We start from the raw sequence: 21283 nt of genomic DNA on the forward strand, positions 1-21283 counted from the left end.
TATGCGCCGAATATACGGCGACCGGCCGGGCTCCGCTCAGAGACCTCAGTGACCTCAGAGACCTCTGCGGAGCCGTTCCGTCAGCGCGCGGCCCTGCTGCGGGGACGGGCGCGGTTCGGCGAGGCGGCTGTGCAGCCGGTCGAGGTGCAGATCTACGGCGGCCTCGACGAGCTCGGCGTACGCCTCGGCGGCGAGCGCGGCACGACGCCGGGAGACGAGGGCGGTGACCAGGGCGATCAGCCCGGCGGGCCACCAGCACAGGGCGAGCGGCAGATACAGCACCGCCCACCCGCCCAACGCGAACGCGGCATCCAGCCGGGCCCGCGTCGCGGTGAGCGTGTCCCGGGTGGACGCGGGGAGCAGCAGCCAGAGCCGGGGCCACACGGTCGCGAGATCGATGCCGTACTCGGCCCCCAGCCGAACCGCCGGGGCGCGGAGCCGGTCACCGAGGTGGGTGGGGTGCTCGGGCCGGATCAGCGAGAGCGCGTTGCGCCGGGCGGCTTGGGCGGCGGCGGAGCCGGTGTGGTGGGCGGCTATGTCGGCGTAGCGGGCGGCTCGGGCGCGGGCGGCTTGGGCGGCCTGGGCGGCGGCGAGGTGGGTGGAGGACGCGGGGGTAGTGGGCTGGGCGGCGCCGGGAGCAAGGCCCGCCGCGGCGGAGTCGGGGGCGGCGCTGGAGCGGGCGGACCGCGTGGCGTCGGGCAGGTCTGCCCGGACCCCGCTGGGGCGGCCTGCGCGGGCCGCGTCAGGGCCGGCGGGCTGAGCCGCACCGGATACACCCTCACCCGCGTCAGCACCGGCGGGCTGGACCGCACCGGTCGACGGCGACCCCGCCGCCCCGGCCCGCGCAGCCTCTCTCTCCGCCTGGCGGGCCGTCTGGGTCAGGGTGAGGTGTCTGCGGGCGGCCGCGTCAGCGAGGGCGTTCTGGCGGCGGTGGGCGAGGTCAGCGGTGTTCCAGAGGGTTTCGCGGTGGGTCGTGAGGCGGCTTGACAGGGGTGCGAAGGGGCCGGGCCATGGGCCGCACAGGGCGCGTTCGACCGGGGCGGCCAAGGCTTGCGCCAGGGCGCCCACCGCGGCGGAGAGGGGGATCGCGGCGAGGATCAGGAGGGCGGCTCGGGCGGCCAGGCTGTTCTGGTGGTCGGGGGTGCCCTCGGTGAGGGCGGTGAAGCCGTCCCAGAGGGCGTGCCAGTCGTTCCAGTGGGCCTGGCCGAGTTTTACGGCGGTCGCTGCGATCAGGAGGTAGGCGAGGCCCGGCAGGACCAGCAGTGTGAACCAGCGCTCGGCCAGCTTCCGGCCCAGCTCGGCGAGGAACCCCGTCACCGTCCGCTCCTCACGCGTCCGGCACGAAGGTCAGCACCCGCTCGTGCACCAGGCACTCGGGCGGCCCCTCCCCCGCGTACCGCTGCTCGTCCCGGTGGCAGACGCCGACCGGGCAGAGGTAGCGGCCGGGGACGGGCGGGCCCGGAGCGGCGACCGGGGGCGGGGCCGCCCGGCCGGTCAGCGGGGCGGTGACCCTGACGTCGAGCGAGCCGAACACCTCGGCGAAGTCCGCGCCCTCGCGCAGTCGCCGTACCGCCTGTTCCAGGGCGGCTCGCCGAGGCCCGCTCAGCAGCCGCAGGATCGCCAACTCCCGGCAGAAATCGGCGTGCACGGTGCTCAGCGAGGTGTCGTCGTTCGCAGAGGTCATGGCCCGATCGTAGGACCCCGCGCTCCTCTCACGCCCCTGAGTGCACATGTGCCGCCCAGCTCAACGGCAGTTCAGGGCACCGCGCACGCAGTCGCCGTACCGCGTGGTGCAGGGCCACCGCGGCGGGCGGCGCCCCCGGTCCGGCGGCCGCCAACTCGCCGTAGACGCCCGCCGCGATCTCCGCCGACGCCTCGTCGTCCGCTCGCCACAGCGTGCCGATCACCTGGGAGAAGCCCGCGAGTTGGAGGGACCCGGCGAGGTGCAGCGCCTCGTCGGGCAGCCGGGCGCCACCGACCGCCGTCTCGCAGGCGGAGAGATACGCGAACTCGGCGTCGGGCAGGTGGAGTCGGGTCATGTCGAGGACCGAGAGTGTGCCGTCGGGCAGCAACAGCCGTCCCTCCGACGGCTGTTGGGGGTCCTGTACGCCGTGGCACGCGAAGTGCGCCCAGGAGTGGCCAGCGAGCGCGGAGCGTACGGCCTCGGCGCTCGCCGCGTCCCCGCGCAGCAGCGTGCCGCCCACCGCCCGGTGTGCCAGCTCGGCCTCCCGCAGGGCGCCCGGGAGCGGGGCCTGCCCCGGGGTCTCCGGTACGGCGACGATGAGCGGCGCCCGGTCGGCGGGCACCGCGCGGCTCCGGGACCGCAGGAGGGCCGTGAGGCTCGGGGTGTAGGAGGAGACGACCCGGTCGGGGACGGCGCCGGCGGCGTGCAGTGGGAGGAAGGTGAGCGGTCCTGAGGGGCACCACCACAGGCGGGGCGGCTCCTGGCCGGGGGCGGGCGGGCCGGTGATGCCGAGGGCGGTCAGGACCGGTTCCGCGATCGTGGTCCACAGCCACTCCAGGAGGTCTCCGACGGACTGCTCGGCGAAGGCGCGGGCCAGCCCCGAGCGGCCCGCCGCGGCGACCGCCTGGAAGAGCAGTTCGCCGCGCTCCCTGGCCTCGGCGTGGGTGAGACCGGGCAGCGGGCAGACCCGTACGTCGGTGCCGTCGAGGAGCAGGGCGTGGCCGGTGCCCTCCCTGCCGACGGTGAGCACGACGATCGGTCCGCGGTCACCGGCGGACAGCAACTGCCCGGCCCCGGGCGGCCGCAGGAAGTCCTGGAAACCGTCACGGGCGCGGATCGCGTCGAGGGTCTCCTGCCATTCACGGGCCAGCCGGTGGCGGCGGTCGGCGCCGGACGCGGACAGGTCGTCGGCGGCGCTCTCCAGCTCGCGGCGCACCTCGGTGAAACGGGCGGCGAGTCCGGGCTCCGCCGCGGTCAGGTCCTCGGCGTCGGTGCGCAGTTCGAGGGCCTGGGCGGCGAGGACGCCACGGGTCGCCTCCAACAGCTCCAGCGCCTCCCGGGGTTTCCCGGCGGCCAGCGCGACCTCCGCCGCGAAGGACCCGAACTCCCCGTCGCTGAGCGTCTGTTCCTGGTCGGAGCGGTCGACCCCGCGCCACACCACCAGCGGCAGCCTGTCGACCGCGTCCCGTACGGCGGCCAGCGCCCGCTCCTCGTCGCCGACGGCGTGGGCCACCCGCGCCAGCTGCGCCGAGGCCGCGAGGCGGTACACCGGGGGCTGGGCCGGGTCGGCGGCCAGTTCGGCGTTGACGTCGAGCGCCTGGTCACGGATGGCGTCGAAGCCCTTGTCCGCGCGGGCGATGTCCTGCAACGCCCAGGACACGGCCCCCAGCGCGCCACCGCGCAGCGGATGCCGGGGCGGCACCAGCCGTACGCACTTGCGGGCGGCCGCCAGCGCGATGTCGAGATCCTCCCGGTCACCGCCGAACCGGTACCGCTCGCGCAGGGCGTGCGACAGGTTGCCGTAGAGATCGGCGCGCCGCAGCGGGTCGGCGGGCGGGTCGAGCAGGGCGGTCTCGTAGTGGCGTACGGCGGTCTCGGCGTCCTCGGTCCCGGCTCCGGGCAGCCGGAAGCGGGCGAGGAGGACGCTGCCGAGCGCGCTGACCAGGCTGTGCCGCATGTGGTGGCCGGGCTGGGTGGTGGCGAGGGCGTTCTCGGCCAGCCGCCGTGCCCGGTCGAGCCGGTCGGCGTCCCCGGTCCGGCGGGCGTGGTCGGCGAGCAGGGTGGCGACGTTGCCCAGGATCACCGGGGTCTCGGCCTCGTACTCCGGTGTGTGGGCGGCGAGTTCCTCTCCCACGGCGATCGCCTCCCTCAGCGAGGCGAGGTGGCCGGTGCGGGTGTGGCGTTCGGCGAGGGCCATGATCAGGCTGCCGCGCACGGCGTTGACGGTCTCGATGTCCGCGTCGTCGGCGAGCGCGTCGAAGCCCTCGCGGCAGCAGGCCACCGCCTCGTCGAGCACGGCGAGTTCATGGCCGAACCGGTAGCGGTGCACGAGCACGGTGGCCAGCACCGAGAGCGCCAGGGCCCGTTCGGCGGCGGAGCGGGCATGGGCGAAGGTGCGGCGGGCGGCCTCCTCGGCGGGGCCGTAGTCGGGTGCGGTCTCGCCCTCCATGCGGGCGATGTGCAGCTGGCAGAGCGCGCGCAGGGCCTGGGAGTCCTCGGCGTGCGCGCCGCCCGGGGCGGTCAGCGGGGTCACTACGGCCAGGGCGCGGGCGATCGCCCCGGTGTCGCCGGTCTCGCGGTACTCGTGCATGGTGGCGGTGCCGTACGAGCCCACCGCCTCGCGCGAGGTGTCCGGCCCCGACAGGCCCTCGCGCAGGAGGTCGAGGGCGCGCCGCCGGTCGGCGCTGTCGCCGTGCAGCTGGTAGCGGTACTGGAGGTGCCGGCCGAGGTCGGCGGCGTACTTCGGCGGCCGGACGGCGTACAGCTCCTCGTAGGCCTCGATCGCCTCGGCGAGGATCTCCGGGTCGCGCCGCCGGGCGAAGCGCTGGGCCAGCAGGCCCGCGGTGACCGGACCCATGCTGTCCTCGACCCGGCCGTAGTGCGGGTGCTCGCGGATCGCGCGCTGCAACTCCAGTGCCTCGTCGAGCAGTCGGACGTCCTTCAGCTCATGGACGGTGGCGGTGACGAAGGCACTCCCGGCGGTCATGGCGTACGCCAGCCACTCGACGCTCGCGGGGTCCACGGCGGCGAGGGCGGTGCGGACGAGGGCGGGCGCGTCACCCATGGGCGAGGCGTCCCGCAGCCGGGAGCAGCGCTCCCCCAGCAACTGGGCGAGCCGCGCGGCCATGTCGGCACCCGGCGTACCGGGGGTGCGGTGCTCGTAGGCGGCGCGGGCGTGCGCGATCGCCGTCTCCTCGTCGGCCGGGTCGCCGGTGGTCTGGAACCGTAACTCCGCGATGTGCGAGAGGAGTTGGTGCATCGCGGCCCGGCGGGGGTCGGCGGGCGCGGAACCGGCCAGACAGCGGGTGCCGCAGAGGAGGGCGACATCGAGGCACCAGCGGCGGAGGTGCTGGGGCACGCCCTCGTCCCGGGCGTGGTCGAGGAAGCGGGTGGTCATGCCGCCGAGCGCGTTGACCGTCTCCGCGTCGAGGGGTGCGGCCGGGTCGACCAGGGGGCGCAGGTCGGGAGGGGTGGCCGCGGGCTGTATCCGGTGCAGCAGGGCGAGGGCCAGCAGCACCACGGCGTGCTCGGGCGGATGACCGCCCCGCTCGCCACGGGCGTCGACCGACCGCCCCGCCGCCCGGAACAGTCCGGCGAGCCCGGTCGCCTGCCACGGTGAGGGCGCGAGCGGCACCCCGCCGTCCCGTACGGCGGGCCAGACCCCGGCGAGTTCCTCCTGATGCCGCTCCAGCAGCGCCCGCAACTCCCGCCCGCTGAACCACCCGACCATCACGCCTCCCCCGTGACACATGCGCCGAACGCCGCCACGTTAACCGGGGCGGCGCTCAGGTGCGGTACAACTCGAGCCACGGAGAGGGAAGTTGTCCCCGGACTCAGCCGAAGAAGACCGGTCAGCCGAGGAACACCCGTCAGCCGAAGAAGACGCCGACCTCCTCGTACAGCTTCGGATCGACCGTCTTCAGCTTCGCCGTCGCCTCCGCGATCGGCACCCGCACGATGTCCGTCCCGCGCAGCGCGACCATCTTGCCGAAGTCGCCGTCCCGGACGGCCTCGATGGCGTGCAGCCCGAACCGGGTGGCGAGCCAGCGGTCGAAGGCGCTCGGGGTGCCGCCGCGCTGGATGTGCCCGAGGACGGTCGTACGGGCCTCCTTGCCGGTCCGCTTCTCGATCTCCTTGGCCAGCCACTCGCCGACCCCGGACAGCCGGACGTGCCCGAAGGAGTCGAGCGACTCGTCCTTGAGGACCACGTCGCCGTCCCTCGGCATGGCCCCCTCGGCGACGACCACGATCGGGGCGTAGGAGGCCTTGAAGCGGGAGGTGATCCAGGCGCACACCTGCTCGACGTCGAAGCGCTGCTCGGGGATGAGGATGACGTTGGCGCCGCCGGCGAGACCGGAGTGGAGGGCGATCCAGCCGGCGTGCCGGCCCATGACCTCGCAGACCAGGACGCGCATGTGGGACTCGGCGGTGGTGTGCAGCCGGTCGATGGCCTCCGTGGCGATGCCGACCGCGGTGTCGAAGCCGAAGGTGTAGTCGGTGGCGGACAGGTCGTTGTCGATGGTCTTCGGTACGCCGACGACGGGCACCCCGTATTCGTCGGTGAGGCGCGCGGCCACGCCCAGGGTGTCCTCGCCGCCGATGGCGATGAGCGCCTCGACCTCCTGCTTGGCGAGGTTCTCCTTGATGCGCCGGATGCCGCCGTCGACCTTCAGGGGGTTGGTCCGCGAGGAGCCGAGGATGGTGCCGCCGCGGGGCAGGATGCCGCGCACGGCGGGGATGTCGAGGCGGACGGTGTCGTTCTCCAGGGGACCTCGCCAGCCGTCCCGGAAGCCGACGAAGTCATAGCCGTACTCCTGCACGCCCTTGCGGACGACGCCCCGGATGACGGCGTTGAGCCCGGGGCAGTCGCCGCCTCCGGTCAGTACTCCGACCCGCATGGAAATGTCCCTTCGCCGCGGTTGCCTGTGGGAGTCACGCTAATGGTGATCCAGGTCACACAGGGATGGGCGGGAAGGGCAATTCCGGTGAATCAGCGGCCCGTTGATTTACTCGTCGTCAAGCCCGCGCTCTATGGCGTACCGAACGAGTTCCACCCGGTTGTGGAGTTGCAGCTTGCCGAGGGTGTTCTGGACGTGGTTCTGGACCGTGCGGTGCGAGATGACCAGCCGCTCGGCGATCTGCTTGTAGCTCAGCCCCTTCGCCACAAGGCGCAGCACCTCGGTCTCCCGCTCGGTGAGCTCGGGCGCCTTGGGCTGGTCGGTGTCCGGGGCGGGCGCGGGCTCGGAGGCGAGCCGCCGGTACTCACCGAGGACGAGACCGGCGAGGCCGGGCGTGAAGACGGGATCGCCGACGGCGGTACGCCGCACCGCGTCGAGCAGCTCCTCGGTCGAAGCCGACTTCAGCAGATAGCCGGTCGCCCCCGACTTCACGGCCTCCAGCACATCCGCGTGCTCACCGCTCGCCGACAGCACGAGCACCCGCAACGCCGGGTTGTGCCCGACGAGTTCCTTGCAGACCTGCACCCCCGGCTTCAACGGCAGGTTCAGGTCGAGCACGAGCACATCGGGCCCGGCGGCCTTGGCACGGCGTACGGCCTGCTCGCCGTCGCCCGCGGTGGCCACCACGTCCAGGCCGGACTCGGCCAGGTCGCGGGCGACCGCGTCGCGCCACATGGGGTGGTCGTCGACCACCATCACCTTGATCGGGCCCCGCTGCTCACTCATCGCTTTCCTGCCTTCCCCCGCGAAACCTTCGGTACCTTCAGCTCGACCTCGGTGCCCTGTCCGGGCACGGAGATCAGTTCGGCGCTGCCGCCCAGCTCACGCAGCCGCCCCCGGATCGACAGCGCGACCCCGAGCCGCCCCTCCCCCTCGGCCTGCGCGAGCCGCCCCTCGGGAATCCCGGGCCCGTCGTCCCGCACGGTCACCACGACCTCGTCCGGCTCGTCCTCGACCAGGATCCACGCGCGCGCGTCCTCCCCGGCATGCTTCCGTACGTTGTCCAGGGCGGCCCCCACCGCGGCGGCCAGCTCCTTCGCGGCGGCCGGAGGCAGCTCCACGGGAGCGCCGGGCTCGGCGAGGCTGACCTTGGCGGCGGCGAACGGGGCGAGCAGCGACCGCAGATCGACGGGACCGCCGGGCTCCGGCTCGTCGCCTTCGTCCACGGCCCGTACGACCGCCCCCTGCGCCGCGTCCTCCGAGGCCCAGGAGACGGGGATCAGCCCGCCGGAGACCAGCGTGCGCAGCGCGACCTCCTGCTCGCCCGCCATCCGGCCCAGCTCGGCCGCCTCTCCGCCGATGACCGCGCCCCGGCGCTGCACCATGGCGAGCACCTGGAGCACGCTGTCGTGGATGTCCCGCGCGAGCCGCTCCCGCTCCCTGGTCGCGGCCTCGATCTCCAGGGCGCGGGCGAGGGTGCGCTCGGAGGCGCGGGCGACCTCGACGACGTAACCGATGGCGATGGAGGCGACCCAGACGAGGATCACGTTGTGGACGGTGTCCCGGGCCGGGGCGCCGCGCTCGATGAGGTTGGCGGCGGCGACCGGGGTGGAGGCGAACGCGGCCCAGCGCCAGCCGCCCTTGATGGCGAACGCCAGGACCGAGCCCGCGGTCCATATCGACGGCAGGGTCGGGCCGCCGGTGTCGATGTGGTGGTCGCTGACGGCCAGCGGCGTGAGGAGGATGCCGGTGAGCGCGATGCCGAGGTCGACGGCGAGGAAGCGCTTGGTGCAGGCGGCCTCGTTCTGGACCCGGGGCAGGGTGGCGAGCGTCCAGACGATCAGGACGGCGAAGTAGGCGTAAGCGATGCCCGCGCGGTCGTAGTTCTCGTAGTTGGTGGCGAACAGCCCGACCGCGTACAGCATGGTCAGCACCCGGTAGCCGGTGAGCGCGCGCCACAGCGGCAGCTCCACCGACATCCTCATCACACGCTCACGCCTGGCCATACCCGCGCCACCCCCTATTTTTGGTCGTTCGCCTCCGGGCGCCTGAGCCGGTACGCCGCGCCCTCCAGCTCACTCACTCCCTGCCCCCCCCGAAGCCCCTGCTAGGACTCGGAGCGTTCCTTCTCGGCCTTCGCGAGGGCGGCCTTGGCCGCCTTCTCCGCTTCCTTCTCGGCCTTCGCCGCGTCCGCGATCTGCCGCTTGGCGGCGGTCGCATACATGTCGACGTACTCCTGGCCGGAGAGCTTCATGATTTCGTACATGACCTCGTCGGTCACGGCGCGCAGCACGAAACGGTCGTGCTCCATGCCCTGGTACCGGGTGAAGTCCAGCGGCTCGCCGATGCGGATGCCCGGCCGCATCAGCTTGGGCATCACCTGCCCGGGCGGCTGGATCTTCTCCGTGTCGATCATCGCGACGGGGATGACCGGAGCGCCGGTGGCGAGCGCCACGCGCGCGAGGCCGCCCGGCTTGCCCCGGTAGAGGCGGCCGTCGGGCGAGCGGGTGCCCTCCGGGTAGATCCCGAACAGCTCGCCGCGCTCCAGCACCTCGATGCCGGCCTTGATCGCCGCCTCACCCGCGCCGCGCGCGCCGGAGCGGTCCACCGGGAGCTGGCCCGCGCCCTTGAAGAACGCGGCCGTGAGGCGGCCCTTCAGACCCGGCGTGGTGAAGTACTCCGCCTTGGCGATGAAGGTGACCTTGCGGTCGAGGACCGCGGGCAGGAAGAACGAGTCCGAGAAGGACAGATGATTGCTCGCCAGGATCGCGGGGCCGTCCGCCGGGATGTTCTCGAGGCCTTCCACCCAGGGCCTGAAGGCGACCTTCAGCGGCCCGCCGATGGCGACCTTCATCGTTCCGTACAACAACCCCGTGCCTCCTGTGTCTGTCGATCAGACCTTAACCCGGAGCACCGTCAAAGGCCCCGACGACCCTGGTCGGTGTCAGTGCGGTCGCGTACGGTGAACCACACCTGGACACGTTCACACCCTTCTCATGAACAGGAGACCGAAGGTGCCGGTCCTCCCTGGAGCCGAGCCGTTCCGCCACGAGGGCGGAGAGACGGGCGTCCTCCTCTGCCACGGCTTCACCGGTTCCCCGCAGTCGCTGCGCCCCTGGGCGGAGTACCTCGCCGAGCGCGGCCTGACCGTGTCGCTGCCCCTCCTTCCCGGGCACGGCACCCGCTGGGAGGACATGGCGCTCACCGGCTGGCAGGACTGGTACGCGGAGGTGGACCGCGAGCTGCGCGCCCTGCGCGAGCGCTGCACCGAGGTGTTCGTGGCGGGCCTGTCCATGGGCGGCGCCCTCGCCCTGCGGCTGGCCGCCAAGCACGGCGAGGGCGTGACCGGCGTGGTCGTCGTCAACCCGGCGAACCGTATGCACGGCCTCGCGCCGTACGCCCTTCCGGTGGCCCGGCATCTGCTCCGGACGACGCCGGGGATCGCCGACGACATCAAGAAGGAAGGCGCCCACGAGCTGGGGTACACCCGCGTCCCGCTGCACTCCGCGCACTCCCTGCGGAAGTTCTTCCGCCTCGTCGACGGCGAGCTCCCGCAGGTCACGCAGCCGCTGCTGCTCCTGCGCAGCGCCGAGGACCATGTGGTGCCGTCGGTCGACTCCGCGCTCGTGCTGAGCCGGGTGTCCTCCACGGACGTATCGGAGATCGTGCTGGAACAGAGCTACCACGTGGCGACGTTGGACCATGACGCGGAGCGGATCTTCGAGGAGAGCTTCGCCTTCATGGACCGGCTCGCACCCGGTATCGGCAAGGAAGGGACGGCCGCACGTGGCTGAGCACGACTCCGACCGCGAGGACCGCGAGCCGGAAGAGCAGGGCGTCCCCTTCGACGAGGCGGCGGCCTGGGAGGCGATCGTGGCCGGGTACGGCGAGGAGCCCAAGGATCCGCCGGGTGCCAAGCCGTTCAAGTCGGTCGAGGATCTGGCACTTCTCGAACCGGAGACCAACGACGAGAGGCCCAAGGAGGAGGACGAGACGCCCGCGTCCTCGAAGCCGCTGGGCAGCTCCGTCGCCTTCGCGCCCGGTGTCGGCCCGCGCGACTACGTGACGCCGGACGCCTCCGAGGAGGACTTCGACGAGGACGACGAGGGCCACTTCATCCCGCCGGAGCCGCCGCCGCTGCCGGCCGCGGACACCACCGCGAAGTTCGCGTGGCTGGCGGTCCTGGGCGGACCGCTGCTGCTGCTCCTCGCGGTGCTCCTCAGCTGGGACATGACCTGGTGGCTCGCCACGCTCGGCATCGGCGGGTTCCTGGGCGGGTTCGCGACGCTGGTGGCGCGGATGCGGACGGACGAGGACGAGGACGACGACCCCGGGCGGGGTGCGGTCGTCTAGCCGACGGGGACTTTGAGGGTGGCCAGGACCGGGAGATGGTCCGTGGCCGCCCTCAAGGCAGTACCTCTGGATGCCGCCCTCGCACTGCTCGGCCCCGAGGGGGCCTCACAGGCTTCGGACGGCTGCGCCGGACTCCGTCCGGCGGATGTGGTTCAGATCGCGGGCACCCGGGCCACGGCCAGTACCGGCAGGTGATCCGTCGCCCGCCTGAGATCCTCGTCGACCACCCCGGGCTGCCCGAGCGGGACCCCGCAGCCGAGCACCTCGATGCCCTTCGTCGCGAAGATCGCGTCGATGCGCTGATGGGGTTCGGTGCGGGTCCAGGTGTGTTCGCCGCCGTCCGGGGCCACGGTCCAGCAGTCCTGGAGGGTGCTGGAGAGGCGGGCGAAGGTACGGCCGCCGGGGCGTTCGTTCAGGTCGCCGCCCGCGATCGCGTGTTCCACGCCCATGCCGGCGAGGCGGTCGAGGAGCATGCCGGCCTGCTCGTAGCGCTCGTCCTTCTGGAGGCTGAGGTGACAGCTCAGTACGCCGAGGCGGGCGCCGCCGAGCCGGACGACGGCGGTGGCGAACCCGCGCCGGTGCTGTCCCGGAGTGAGCGGGAGAAGGACGTCTTCCGTGCGTTCGACGGTGGCTCGGAGGTTGCAGAGGATCGCCGGTCCTGCGGCTGTGGCGCCGCCGGAGAGGATCACGAGGTCGGCTGCTCGGGCCAGGCGGGCGAGTTTCTTGCGCCAGCGGAAGAAACGGGGGGCTTCCTGGATCAGTACGAGGTCCGGCGCGCAGGCGCGGATCACTCTGACCAGCGCGTCTGTGTCGTCTCGCATGGAGCGGATGTTGTAGCTCAGGACTCGGATGAGGGCTGAACTCTCGGGCGGCATGCGGGTAATTTACGCCCCATGGGGAGGGGCGCGAGGTAGATGCGCGACTGCCGCTTCGTCGTGGCTTGTCGCGCCCACGCGGCGGAGCCGCACGTTGATACAGCCCCGCGCCCCTTGGGTGGGTCGCGCCCGCCCCTCATTTACATGATCGGGTCGGGCTCTCTTGCCAGGTCTGCCGCGCCCACCAGCCCGGCCTTGTTGCCCAGCTGGGCCGCGATGACGTCGGCCACCGGGCGCCAGTTGCCGCCGACCAGCCAGCGCTTGTAGGACTTGCGGATCGGGTCGAGGACCAGTTCGCCCTCGTCCGAGAGGCCGCCGCCGACGATGAACGCGGAGGGGTCGAAGAGGGAGGCGAGGTCGGCGAGGCCGGCGCCGGCCCAGCGGGCGAGCTCGCGGTAGGAGTCGACGGCGACCGGGTCGCCCTGGCGGGCGGCCATGGAGATGTGCTTGCCCTCGATGCCGTCGGGGCTGCCGTCGCCGAGGCCGAGAAGGATCTCGGCGTTCTCGGGGGTCGCGTTGGCGCGCTGCTTGGCGTACCGGACGAGCGCGCGCCCGGAGGCGTACTGCTCCCAGCAGCCCTGCGAGCCGCAGCCGCACAGCAGGCCGTCCGGGACCATCCGGATGTGGCCGAACTCGGCGGCGACGCCGAAGTGACCGCGGCGCAGCTTGTTGCCGATGATGATGCCGCCGCCGAGGCCGGTGCCGAGCGTGATGCAGATGACGTTGCGGTGGCCCTTGCCGGCGCCGAACTTGTACTCGCCCCACGCGGCCGCGTTGGCGTCGTTCTCGACGACGACGGGGAGGCCGACGCGGGCCTCGACCTTCTCCTTCAGCGGCTCGTTGCGCCAGTGGATATTGGGCGCGAAGTAGACCTCGGAGCGCTGCCGGTTGACGTAACCGGCAGCGCCGATGCCCACGCCGACGATCTCGTGCCCCGCACGAGCGCCCTCTACGGCGGAAGCGATGGCGTCCACGATGCCCTCGGGCGTGCCCGGGGTCGGCACCTTGTGGGTCGAGAGGATGTTGCCTTCCTCATCGACCACGCCGGCCGCGATCTTCGTGCCGCCGATGTCGACGCCGATGGTGAGTCCCATGAATCCCTCAGTTTCGGTCGAGCCCCGCTACGGCCCACCGTACCTGAGGGCCCGCCGCCAGACTCCCGTCGTCCGCCCGGAGGGCGGACCTGGAGGGGCCTGGTGGGAGTGCGTGCCAGGCCCCTCCAGGCAGATGGGAGTCCGGCGGCAGGCCCTCACCCGCCTCTAGTCCAGGTCGATGCGCTCGCCCGGGCCGGGCTCCTCGCCGCCCTGGCGGGGCTTGCTGTCCCGTTGGGTCCAGCGCTGTTCCTGGGCCTGGACCGCGGAGCGGTAGGCGGCCAGCAGTTCGTTGCCGGCTGCCGCCAGGTGGTCGAAGACGTCCGGGTTGCGTTCGATGACGGGCTCGACGGCGGCCTTGGCCTGCTGGACGACCTGGCGGGCCACCTGCTGGGCGGCGGGTCCGGCCACCGCTCCGAACAGCGGCGACTGGATCGACGACAGCTTGTCGGTGACGGCGTCGACGAGCTTGCGCAGTTCCTCGGCGGCCGACCCGGGGGGCGGACCGTACTCGGCACGACGGCGGGCCTTCTCCGCCGCGAGATCCTCGGCACACGCCGTCGCCCAGGCGTCGGCGTCGGTGGCCCGTACCTCGTCGACGGCCTCGTGTTCGACGGCGTCTGACGGGGGGAGCTCTTCGCTCATGACGGACTCCTGACTGCGGTTCGTCTCTACGACGTTACCCGAACGGGGGTACCACGTTCACCGTGTCTCCGGCCAGAGATCCGGGTCCGGCGCGAACCGGACGCACAGCTCCCCGTCACGCAGGGCGGCCCCGGCGACGGTGCAGCGGCGCAGGGCGGACGGAAGGGACACGATCCGGCGGAACTGCCCGGTGCTGACGACGAGTTCGTCACCGCGCCGGATGAGGTCGAGCTCGTCCCGTATCGCGCCGGGAAGCGGGATGTGCCACACCAGCACTCCGTCCGCACCGAGCCGGTCCTCGACGGGCCACTCGACGACGGAGGTGGTGCGCTCGGCACCGGGAACGTCGAGCGTGACGAGGTCGTCGGTACCGCGCGGATCGTGACCGAGATGCCGGACGACTCGCACGTCGTACGACTCCTGCCACTCCTCCACCGCCTTGCGCTGCTGCGCGGCGACCCCGGCGAGCCACCCGTCCCCCGCCTCCTCGGGCAGCACCCGGCTCGCCACCAGGACGTCGGGCCGCAGACCCCGCAGCGCGAGCCCCAGCCCCGCCGAACGCACGGCATCCGCCCCGGCCGGACCGGGCTCGGCGACCAGCCGTACGACGGTGTTCCGGTCCGCGAGAACCGCCTCGACCGCGCCCAGCTCCATGTCCCAGCGAGCCGCGGTCTCGTACAGCCACTCCGACGGCATGGGGATGCCCGCGAGCCGCCCGAGGACGGGGCGCAGGGCGCGGGCCGCCTGCCGCTCGGGCGGGAGCAGCCTGCGGAGATAGCGGCGCAGTTCCTCGGGGAGGGCGAGGAGCGCGAGGGCCTGCGGAGCGGGTGGCAGGTCTACGACCAGCAGATCGTGCCGCTCGGCCAGCACCGCGTCCCGCAGGGCACGCAGGAGGGTCAGCTCCTCGGCGCCGGGGAGCGGCGTCACCTCCTCGGCGTCGAGCCGAGAGGCACCGAGAAGATCGAGAACGTTGGCCGCCCGCTCCTGGAACCCCGCGAGATCATCCCGAAACCCGGCGGCGGCATCGGGCCGCCAGGCGGTGAGCCCCTCCCGGACCTCCACAGGCACCGACCCCGTGGCCACACCGAGCACCGAACCGAGACTGTCGGTGCGATCGGCACTCAGGACGAGCGTGCGGATGCCTGAGCGGGCAGCGGCAAGAGCGGTGGCAGCGGCAACAGTCGTACGACCACTGCCACCCGCCCCGGTGATCAGGAGGGTGCGCATGGAAAGGAACGGTAACTCAGACCCACCTAGGGGCGCGGGGAACTGCGCGACCAGCCCAAACGCACCCGCACCCGGCGACGAACCAGCTACTTCCCCGACTCGACCCGCTTCTTCAATCCAGCCAGCGCCCGATCAATGATGACCTTCTCGGCCTTCCGCTTGATCATCCCCAGCATCGGAATCTTGACGTCGACGGTCAGCAGATACGTGACCTCCGTCGCCCCCGACCCCGTCGCCTTGAGAATGTACGACCCGTCGAGCGACCGCAGCATCTGAGACTTGACGAGGGTCCAGGACACCTCGTTCTCCCCGGTCCAGGTGTACCCCAGAACCTGGTCGTCCTTGATCGCCCCCGCGTCCATGACGAGCCGCACCTGCTCGGCCCGGCCGGAGGCGTCCGTCGAGAGGACCTCCGCCTCCTTCACCTCGCCGGTCCAGTCCGGGTAGCGGGCGAAGTCGGCGATCACCCCCATGACGTCGGCCGGTGCCGCCTCGATCGTGATGCTCGAGCTGGTGTGTTCCGCCATCGCCGTGGCTCCTCCAGATGCGGGCCGGTAGGGCAGGTCTGCTCGCGCAGGTCTCCTCACAAGGTGGTCCTGCGCACGTGTGTGCAGCGTGAAGGCTACCGCGCACGTGAGCGCCCGACTTCACCGCCCGGTCACCATTCCAGCGCCCAGGGCCTGCCGCTCCCCGCGAAGTGCCCCACGTTGACGCACTCGGTGGCCCCGATCCGCATCCTCCGGACAAGGGGCTGGTGGACATGACCGAACAGCGCGTACCGGGGCCGCGTCCGGTGAATGGCGGCGAGCAGCGCCCGGCTGCCCCGCTCGAAGCGGCGCGCGACGGTGTCGTAGACCAGCTCGGGCACCTCCGGCGGGATGTGCGTGCAGAGCACGTCGACCTCGCCCACCGCCTCGATCTTCGCCGCGTACTCCTCGTCGCTGATCTCGTAGGGCGTGCGCATGGGTGTCCGGAGCCCGCCGCCCACGAAGCCGAACACCCGTCCGCCTATCTCCACCCGCTCGCCGTCGAGGACGGTCGTGCCCGGTCCGGCGTACTCGGCCCACAGGGGCGGTATGTCGACATTGCCGTAGGTGGCGTACGTCGGTGTGGGGAAGGCCGCGAACATCTCGGCGTACTGCTTGCGCACCGCCTTCTCGATGGCGGCCGCCCGGTCCATGCCGATGCCGGCCCACAGCTGGGCGCCGAACGCGCTCGCCTCCTCGAAGCGGCGGGCGGTGCGCAGTTCGACGATGCGGTCGGCGTTCTCCACCCCGAACAGGTCCGGGAAGATGCCGCGGGAGTGGTCGGCGTAGTCGAGGAACAGCACCAGGTCGCCCAGGCAGATCAGGGCGTCGGCGCCCGCACCGGCGGCGGCCAGGTCACGTGCGTTGCCGTGCACGTCGCTGACCACATGTACGCGAGTCCTCCGGTTACCGGTGGGTGTGGGTGCCATGACGATCAAGGGTAGGCGTGTGCGGCATACGTGAACAGTGGCGACGGGACCTGCGGTTACTGGCTAGTCATCAAATGGGTGGACTACTGTGCGCGAAAAGAGACACCAATCTGTGTGACGCAGCGAACATCTCGCCGGACCCCCCTGTCGGAGACGCCATACCGGCGGGTAACGTCCGGGCAGTCCAGTCGTGCTCAGGATTTCAACCAGTGGCCCAGCCGCTGCGGATCCCGGGCACCTGCCCGAGCCTTGGACCGCACCGTCGCATCGCACAACGTCGTGGCGCCGGCGCCCTATGAGGAGCAGCAGTCTTGCGCGAGTTCAGCCTTCCGGCTTTGTACGAGGTCCCTGCGGACGGCAATCTCACGGACATCGTCCGTAGAAACGCCGCGCAGCATCCCGACGTCGCCGTGATCGCCCGCAAGGTGGGGGGCGCCTGGCAGGACGTGACGGCCACGACCTTCCTGGCCGAGGTGCACGCCGCCGCCAAGGGGCTCATCGCCTCCGGCGTCCAGCCCGGCGACCGCGTCGGCCTGATGTCCCGCACCCGCTACGAGTGGACGCTGCTCGACTTCGCGATCTGGTGCGCGGGCGCGATCACCGTTCCGGTGTACGAGACCAGCTCCGCCGAGCAGGTCCAGTGGATCCTCTCCGACTCGGGCGCCACCGCCATCGTCGTCGAGCTGGACACCCATGTGGCCGCCGTCGAGTCTGTGCGCGACCAGCTGCCCGCCCTCAAGCACGTCTGGCAGATCGACGCCGGGGGTGTGGAGGAGCTGGGGCGGCTCGGGCAGGACGTCACCGACGCCGCCGTGGAGGAGCGCAGCTCGCTCGCCAAGGCCGACGACCCGGCGACCATCGTCTACACGTCGGGCACGACCGGCCGCCCGAAGGGCTGTGTGCTGACCCACCGCAGCTTCTTCGCGGAGTGCGGGAACGTGGTGGAGCGGCTGCGGCCCCTCTTCCGCACCGGTGAGTGCTCGGTCCTGCTGTTCCTTCCGCTCGCCCATGTCTTCGGGCGTCTGGTGCAGGTCGCGCCGATGATGGCGCCGATCAAGCTGGGCACCGTCCCGGACATCAAGAACCTCACCGACGAGCTGGCCTCCTTCCGGCCGACCCTGATCCTTGGCGTCCCGCGCGTCTTCGAGAAGGTCTACAACTCGGCGCGTGCCAAGGCGCAGGCGGACGGCAAGGGCAAGATCTTCGACAAGGCCGCCGACACCGCGATCGCCTACAGCAAGGCGCTGGACACCCCGTCGGGCCCGTCCCTCGGCCTGAAGATCAAGCACAAGACCTTCGACAAGCTGGTCTACAGCAAGCTGCGCGCGGTCCTCGGCGGCAAGGGCGAGTACGCCATCTCCGGCGGCGCCCCGCTCGGCGAGCGGCTCGGTCACTTCTTCCGCGGCATCGGCTTCACGGTCCTGGAGGGCTACGGTCTGACCGAGTCCTGTGCGGCCACCGCCTTCAACCCCTGGGACCGGCAGAAGATCGGTACGGTCGGCCAGCCGCTGCCCGGCTCGGTGGTCCGGATCGCCGACGACGGCGAGGTCCTGCTGCACGGCGAGCACCTGTTCACGGGTTACTGGAACAACCCGGGCGCGACCGAGGAGGCGCTGGCCGACGGCTGGTTCCACACCGGTGACATCGGCACCCTCGACGAGGACGGCTACCTCAGGATCACCGGCCGCAAGAAGGAGATCATCGTCACCGCGGGCGGCAAGAACGTCGCCCCGGCCGTGATCGAGGACCGTATCCGCGCGCACGCGCTGGTCGCGGAGTGCATGGTGGTGGGCGACGGGCGGCCGTTCGTGGGCGCGCTGGTCACCATCGACGAGGAGTTCCTGGGCCGCTGGGCCGCCGAGCACGGCAAGCCCGCGGGCGTCACCGCGGCGTCGCTGGTCGACGACCCGGACCTGAACGCGGCGGTCCAGGCGGCGATCGACGACGGCAACGCCGCGGTGTCGAAGGCGGAATCGGTGCGGAAGTTCCGCATTCTCTCCTCCCAGTTCACGGAGGACTCGGGCCACCTGACGCCGTCCCTGAAGCTCAAGCGCAATGTGGTGGCGAAGGACTACGCGGACGAGATCGAGGCGATCTACCAGAAGTAGTACGCCCGTTGAAAACGCTGTACGAGGCTTATGGCGCGGTGTCCTCCACGAGGACCCGCGCCATCGTCCGTTCGGCGAGCGCCGTGATCGTCACGAACGGGTTCACCCCGATCGACCCGGGCACGAGCGAGCCGTCGGTGACGTACAGCTTCGAATACCCCTTCACCCGGCCGTAGTTGTCGGTCGCCTTGCCCAGCACGCAGCCGCCCAGCGGGTGGTAGGTGAAGTCGTCGGCGAAGGTCCTGCTGGGCGTGCCGAACAGATCGGTCCGGTAGATGGTCGTGTTCGCCGAGTTGATCCGGTCGAACAGCTTCTTGGCCATGCCCGACGACACCGCGCTCTGGGCGGCGGTCCAGCCGAGCTTCACGCCGTCGGTGGCGCTGTCGTACGTGAACGCGGCCCGCTGCGGGTTCTTGGTGATCGCCAGATAGAGGCTGACCCAGTGCTCGAGTCCCGTGGGTAAAGGAGCGATCTCCGCGAAGACCGGGTTGGAGGTGTTCGCCCAGTCGTCGATGCCCATGACCGGCATCGTCGACTGGTTCGCCCCGACCGTGTCCCACAGATGGTTGGCCCGGCCGAGCATGGTGTTGCCGTTGGGCCCCCATCCGGCGCCGACGCTCGCGTCCAGGGCGGGCAGGGTGCCCGTGTCCCGTGCCCGCACGAGGAGTTCGGTGGTGCCGAGGCTCCCGCCGCCGAGGAAGAGGTACGTGCAGCTGTACTGCTTGGTCTCGACGACCGTTCCGGCGTCGTTGATCCGGTCGGCGGTCAGGACGTACGTCCCGTCGCTCGCCCGGCTGACGGCCCTGACCCGCTCCATGGTGTTGATGGTGACGTTCCCGGTGCCGAGCGCCGCGGCGAGATACGTCTTGTCGAGGCTCTTCTTGCCGTAGTTGTTGCCGTAGATGACCTCCTGGGCGAGCGCCGACTTGGTGGCCGTCCCCGCGGCCTCCTTCTGCATGTAGGCGAAGTCGTAGGTGCTGGGCACGAAGGTGGTCTTCAGGCCGGTGTTCTGGGCGTGCTTGCGGGAGATCCGGGTGAAGCGGTACCACTCCGTCGACTCGAACCAGGTCGGGTCGACGGTGTTGACGCCGAGCATGGAGTTGGCGCGCGGGAAGTACGTCGCGTACATCTCGTTCGCGTCGACGGTCGGGAACTGCTCGGCGAAGTACGACTTCAGCGGGGTCACCGCCATACAGCCGTTGACCAGCGAGCCGCCGCCGACGCCGCGCCCCACGAACACGGACATGTTGGCGAAGTGCACCCGGTCCAGGACGCCGGGGTAGGGGGTGATGTCCTTGTTGACGACGTCCAGCCACAGGAAGGTGGCCAGCGGCGCCTCGGTGCGGGTGCGGAACCACATGGAGCGCTGGTCCGGGCTGGCGGTGGAGCAGAAGATCTTGCCGTCGGAGCCGGGGGTGTTCCAGAGCCGGCCCATCTCGATCATGATCGTGCGGATGCCCGCCTGACCGAGGCGGAGGGCGGCGACGGCGGCGCCGTAGCCCGAACCGACCACGATGGCGGGCGCGTTGTCGACGGCGGCCGGTTCGACGGCCTGTGCCGACTGGAGACCGATGCGGGTGAGACCCGAGGCGGCGGCCGTCTGGAGGGCGACCATGCCCAGGATGTGACGTCTCGTCAGCTGACGCTGCATCAGTTTTGCTGTCATGGACGCAGCATCGGCGGATTATCCGCCTCCGGCTATAGCAACGTCTTCAACTTTTCCGCCAACAGGTCCCACCGCCACTTCTCCTCGACCCACTCCCGCCCCCGCTGCCCCATCCGGCTCCGCAGTTCCGGGTCTTCAAGGAGCACGACGACCCGCTCGGCCGTCTCCTCCACCGAGCCGCCGCGCACCACCCACCCGGTCTCGCCGTCGAGCACGGCGTCCGGCGCCCCGCCGGAGTCCCCGGCGACCACGGGCAGCCCGGTCGCGGACGCCTCCAGGTACACGATCCCGAGCCCCTCGACATCGAGCCCGCCCCGCCGGGTCCGGCACGGCATGGCGAAGACGTCCCCGGCGCCGTAGTGCGCGGGCAGCTCGGCCCACGGCACGGCACCGGTGAAGCGCACGGAGTCGGCGACCCGCGTCTCCGCCGCCAGCCTCCGCAGCTCCTTCTCGTACGGCCCGCCCCCGACGATCAGCAGCACCGCGTCCGGCTGCGCGGCCAGGATCCTCGGCATCGCCAGGATCAGCGTGTCCTGCCCCTTGCGCGGCACGAGCCGCGAGACACACACCACCACCGGCCGGTCCGTCAGCCCGAGCCGCGCCCGTACGGCGTCGCCGCCCGACCCCGGATGGAAGGTCTTCTCGTCCACCCCGGGCGGCAGCCGCTCCATCCGCGAGGCCGCATCGGGCGTCAGCGCCCCCGCGATCCGCGACCGCGTGTACTCGCCGAGGTAGGTGATCGTGTCCGTCCCCTCCCCGATCCGGCGCAGCAGCCGCCGCGCGGCGGGCAGCTGGGCCCACCCCGCCTCGTGCCCGTGGGTCGTGGCCACCAGCCGCTCGGCGCCGGCCTTCCGCAGCGCGGGCGCCATCAGCCCGAGCGGCGCCGCCGCCCCGAACCACACCGACGTGCAGCCGTGCTCCCGCAGCAGCCCGCTCGCCGTACGCATGACGCCCGGCGTCGGCAGCAGCATCGTCGTACGGTCGCGTACGACGGTGAAGGGCTGCTCGGCGTCGAACGCGGCCGTAGCCTCGATCCCCTCCCTGCTCCGCTTCCAGGTGGAGGCGTAGACGACGAGCCGCTCGGGGTCGAGCCGCAGCGCCATGTTGTGCAGAAAGGCCTGGATACCACCCGGCCTCGGCGGGAAGTCGTTCGTCACGATCAGGGTCCTGTGCATCGCCGCCGACCCTATCCAAAGCGCCCGCCGAGCCCGCCGAACGGCCCGCGCACAGCCCTCCGAACGGCCCGCGCGCAGCTCGGCACGGCCGCGTTTATGGCAAGC

Annotated in this window: 18 protein-coding genes; 3 read left to right on the forward strand and 15 right to left on the reverse strand. The window is 71.8% G+C overall.

What is annotated here, in order from left to right; translation table 11 throughout:
- Positions 1 to 54: 54 nt before the first annotated feature.
- The 7 genes from ABZ928_RS33705 to ABZ928_RS33735 all read right to left on the reverse strand — a co-directional run bounded on the left by ABZ928_RS33705 (position 55) and on the right by ABZ928_RS33735 (position 9436).
- Positions 55 to 1317, reverse strand: a complete 1263-nt coding sequence (locus ABZ928_RS33705) for a hypothetical protein (protein ID WP_361527311.1) — start codon at positions 1315 to 1317, stop codon at positions 55 to 57.
- Between the two features lie 10 nt (positions 1318 to 1327).
- On the reverse strand, positions 1328 to 1684 hold the full coding sequence (locus ABZ928_RS33710) for a hypothetical protein (RefSeq protein WP_361527313.1): 357 nt from the start codon (positions 1682 to 1684) through the stop codon (positions 1328 to 1330).
- A 28-nt stretch (positions 1685 to 1712) separates the two neighbouring features.
- Positions 1713 to 5414, reverse strand: a complete 3702-nt coding sequence (locus ABZ928_RS33715; protein WP_361527315.1) for a CHAT domain-containing protein — start codon at positions 5412 to 5414, stop codon at positions 1713 to 1715.
- Between the two features lie 139 nt (positions 5415 to 5553).
- Positions 5554 to 6582, reverse strand: a complete 1029-nt coding sequence (locus tag ABZ928_RS33720; RefSeq protein ID WP_361527317.1) for a 6-phosphofructokinase — start codon at positions 6580 to 6582, stop codon at positions 5554 to 5556.
- Between the two features lie 108 nt (positions 6583 to 6690).
- The gene (locus ABZ928_RS33725; RefSeq protein WP_361527319.1) at positions 6691 to 7368 is read right to left on the reverse strand and encodes a response regulator transcription factor; all 678 of its coding nucleotides are present in this window, start codon (positions 7366 to 7368) and stop codon (positions 6691 to 6693) included.
- Positions 7365 to 8588 (reverse strand): DUF5931 domain-containing protein, encoded by a 1224-nt coding sequence (locus ABZ928_RS33730; RefSeq protein ID WP_361527321.1) that lies wholly within the window; start codon positions 8586 to 8588, stop codon positions 7365 to 7367. Before ABZ928_RS33730 ends, ABZ928_RS33725 begins: the two co-directional genes overlap by 4 nt.
- Positions 8589 to 8689: 101 nt before the next feature.
- The gene (locus tag ABZ928_RS33735; RefSeq protein WP_361527409.1) at positions 8690 to 9436 is read right to left on the reverse strand and encodes a lysophospholipid acyltransferase family protein; all 747 of its coding nucleotides are present in this window, start codon (positions 9434 to 9436) and stop codon (positions 8690 to 8692) included.
- Between the two features lie 160 nt (positions 9437 to 9596).
- Here ABZ928_RS33735 and ABZ928_RS33740 point away from each other — a divergent pair, with 160 nt between their 5' ends.
- The gene (locus ABZ928_RS33740) at positions 9597 to 10376 is read left to right on the forward strand and encodes an alpha/beta fold hydrolase (RefSeq protein WP_361527411.1); all 780 of its coding nucleotides are present in this window, start codon (positions 9597 to 9599) and stop codon (positions 10374 to 10376) included.
- Positions 10369 to 10935: a hypothetical protein gene (locus ABZ928_RS33745; RefSeq protein WP_361527323.1), complete on the forward strand. Its 567-nt coding sequence runs from the start codon at positions 10369 to 10371 to the stop codon at positions 10933 to 10935. The genes ABZ928_RS33740 and ABZ928_RS33745 overlap by 8 nt, the downstream gene beginning before the upstream one ends.
- Before the next feature lie 152 nt (positions 10936 to 11087).
- Here ABZ928_RS33745 and ABZ928_RS33750 read toward each other — a convergent pair whose 3' ends face one another.
- The 6 genes from ABZ928_RS33750 to ABZ928_RS33775 form a co-directional block, all read right to left on the reverse strand.
- Positions 11088 to 11810, reverse strand: coding sequence for an endonuclease/exonuclease/phosphatase family protein (locus ABZ928_RS33750; RefSeq protein ID WP_361527325.1), 723 nt, complete (start codon positions 11808 to 11810; stop codon positions 11088 to 11090).
- 140 nt (positions 11811 to 11950) lie between these two features.
- Entirely contained in the window at positions 11951 to 12904 is a 954-nt protein-coding gene (locus ABZ928_RS33755) for an ROK family glucokinase (RefSeq protein ID WP_289915594.1), read from the reverse strand.
- Between the two features lie 165 nt (positions 12905 to 13069).
- Positions 13070 to 13546, reverse strand: a complete 477-nt coding sequence (locus ABZ928_RS33760) for a DUF5304 domain-containing protein (protein WP_361527327.1) — start codon at positions 13544 to 13546, stop codon at positions 13070 to 13072.
- Positions 13547 to 13603: 57 nt separating this feature from the next.
- Complete coding sequence (locus ABZ928_RS33765; RefSeq protein ID WP_361527329.1) at positions 13604 to 14773, reverse strand: ArsA-related P-loop ATPase; 1170 nt, start codon at positions 14771 to 14773, stop codon at positions 13604 to 13606.
- Between the two features lie 86 nt (positions 14774 to 14859).
- Positions 14860 to 15300: an SRPBCC family protein gene (locus tag ABZ928_RS33770; protein ID WP_361527331.1), complete on the reverse strand. Its 441-nt coding sequence runs from the start codon at positions 15298 to 15300 to the stop codon at positions 14860 to 14862.
- Positions 15301 to 15431: 131 nt separating this feature from the next.
- Entirely contained in the window at positions 15432 to 16229 is a 798-nt protein-coding gene (locus ABZ928_RS33775; RefSeq protein ID WP_361527333.1) for a metallophosphoesterase, read from the reverse strand.
- A 311-nt stretch (positions 16230 to 16540) separates the two neighbouring features.
- Between ABZ928_RS33775 and ABZ928_RS33780 the strand changes: the two genes are divergently transcribed.
- Complete coding sequence (locus ABZ928_RS33780) at positions 16541 to 18337, forward strand: AMP-dependent synthetase/ligase (protein ID WP_361527335.1); 1797 nt, start codon at positions 16541 to 16543, stop codon at positions 18335 to 18337.
- A gap of 28 nt (positions 18338 to 18365) precedes the next feature.
- On the opposite strand, the gene ABZ928_RS33785 is transcribed toward ABZ928_RS33780, so the two are convergent.
- Positions 18366 to 19952, reverse strand: coding sequence for a GMC oxidoreductase (locus ABZ928_RS33785; RefSeq protein WP_361527413.1), 1587 nt, complete (start codon positions 19950 to 19952; stop codon positions 18366 to 18368).
- Positions 19953 to 20035: 83 nt separating this feature from the next.
- Entirely contained in the window at positions 20036 to 21178 is a 1143-nt protein-coding gene (locus ABZ928_RS33790; protein ID WP_361527337.1) for a glycosyltransferase family 4 protein, read from the reverse strand.
- Between the last annotated feature and the right edge of the window lie 105 nt (positions 21179 to 21283).

This window comes from Streptomyces sp. NPDC046909, from assembly GCF_040644695.1.
Classification (GTDB): Bacteria; Actinomycetota; Actinomycetes; order Streptomycetales; family Streptomycetaceae; genus Streptomyces.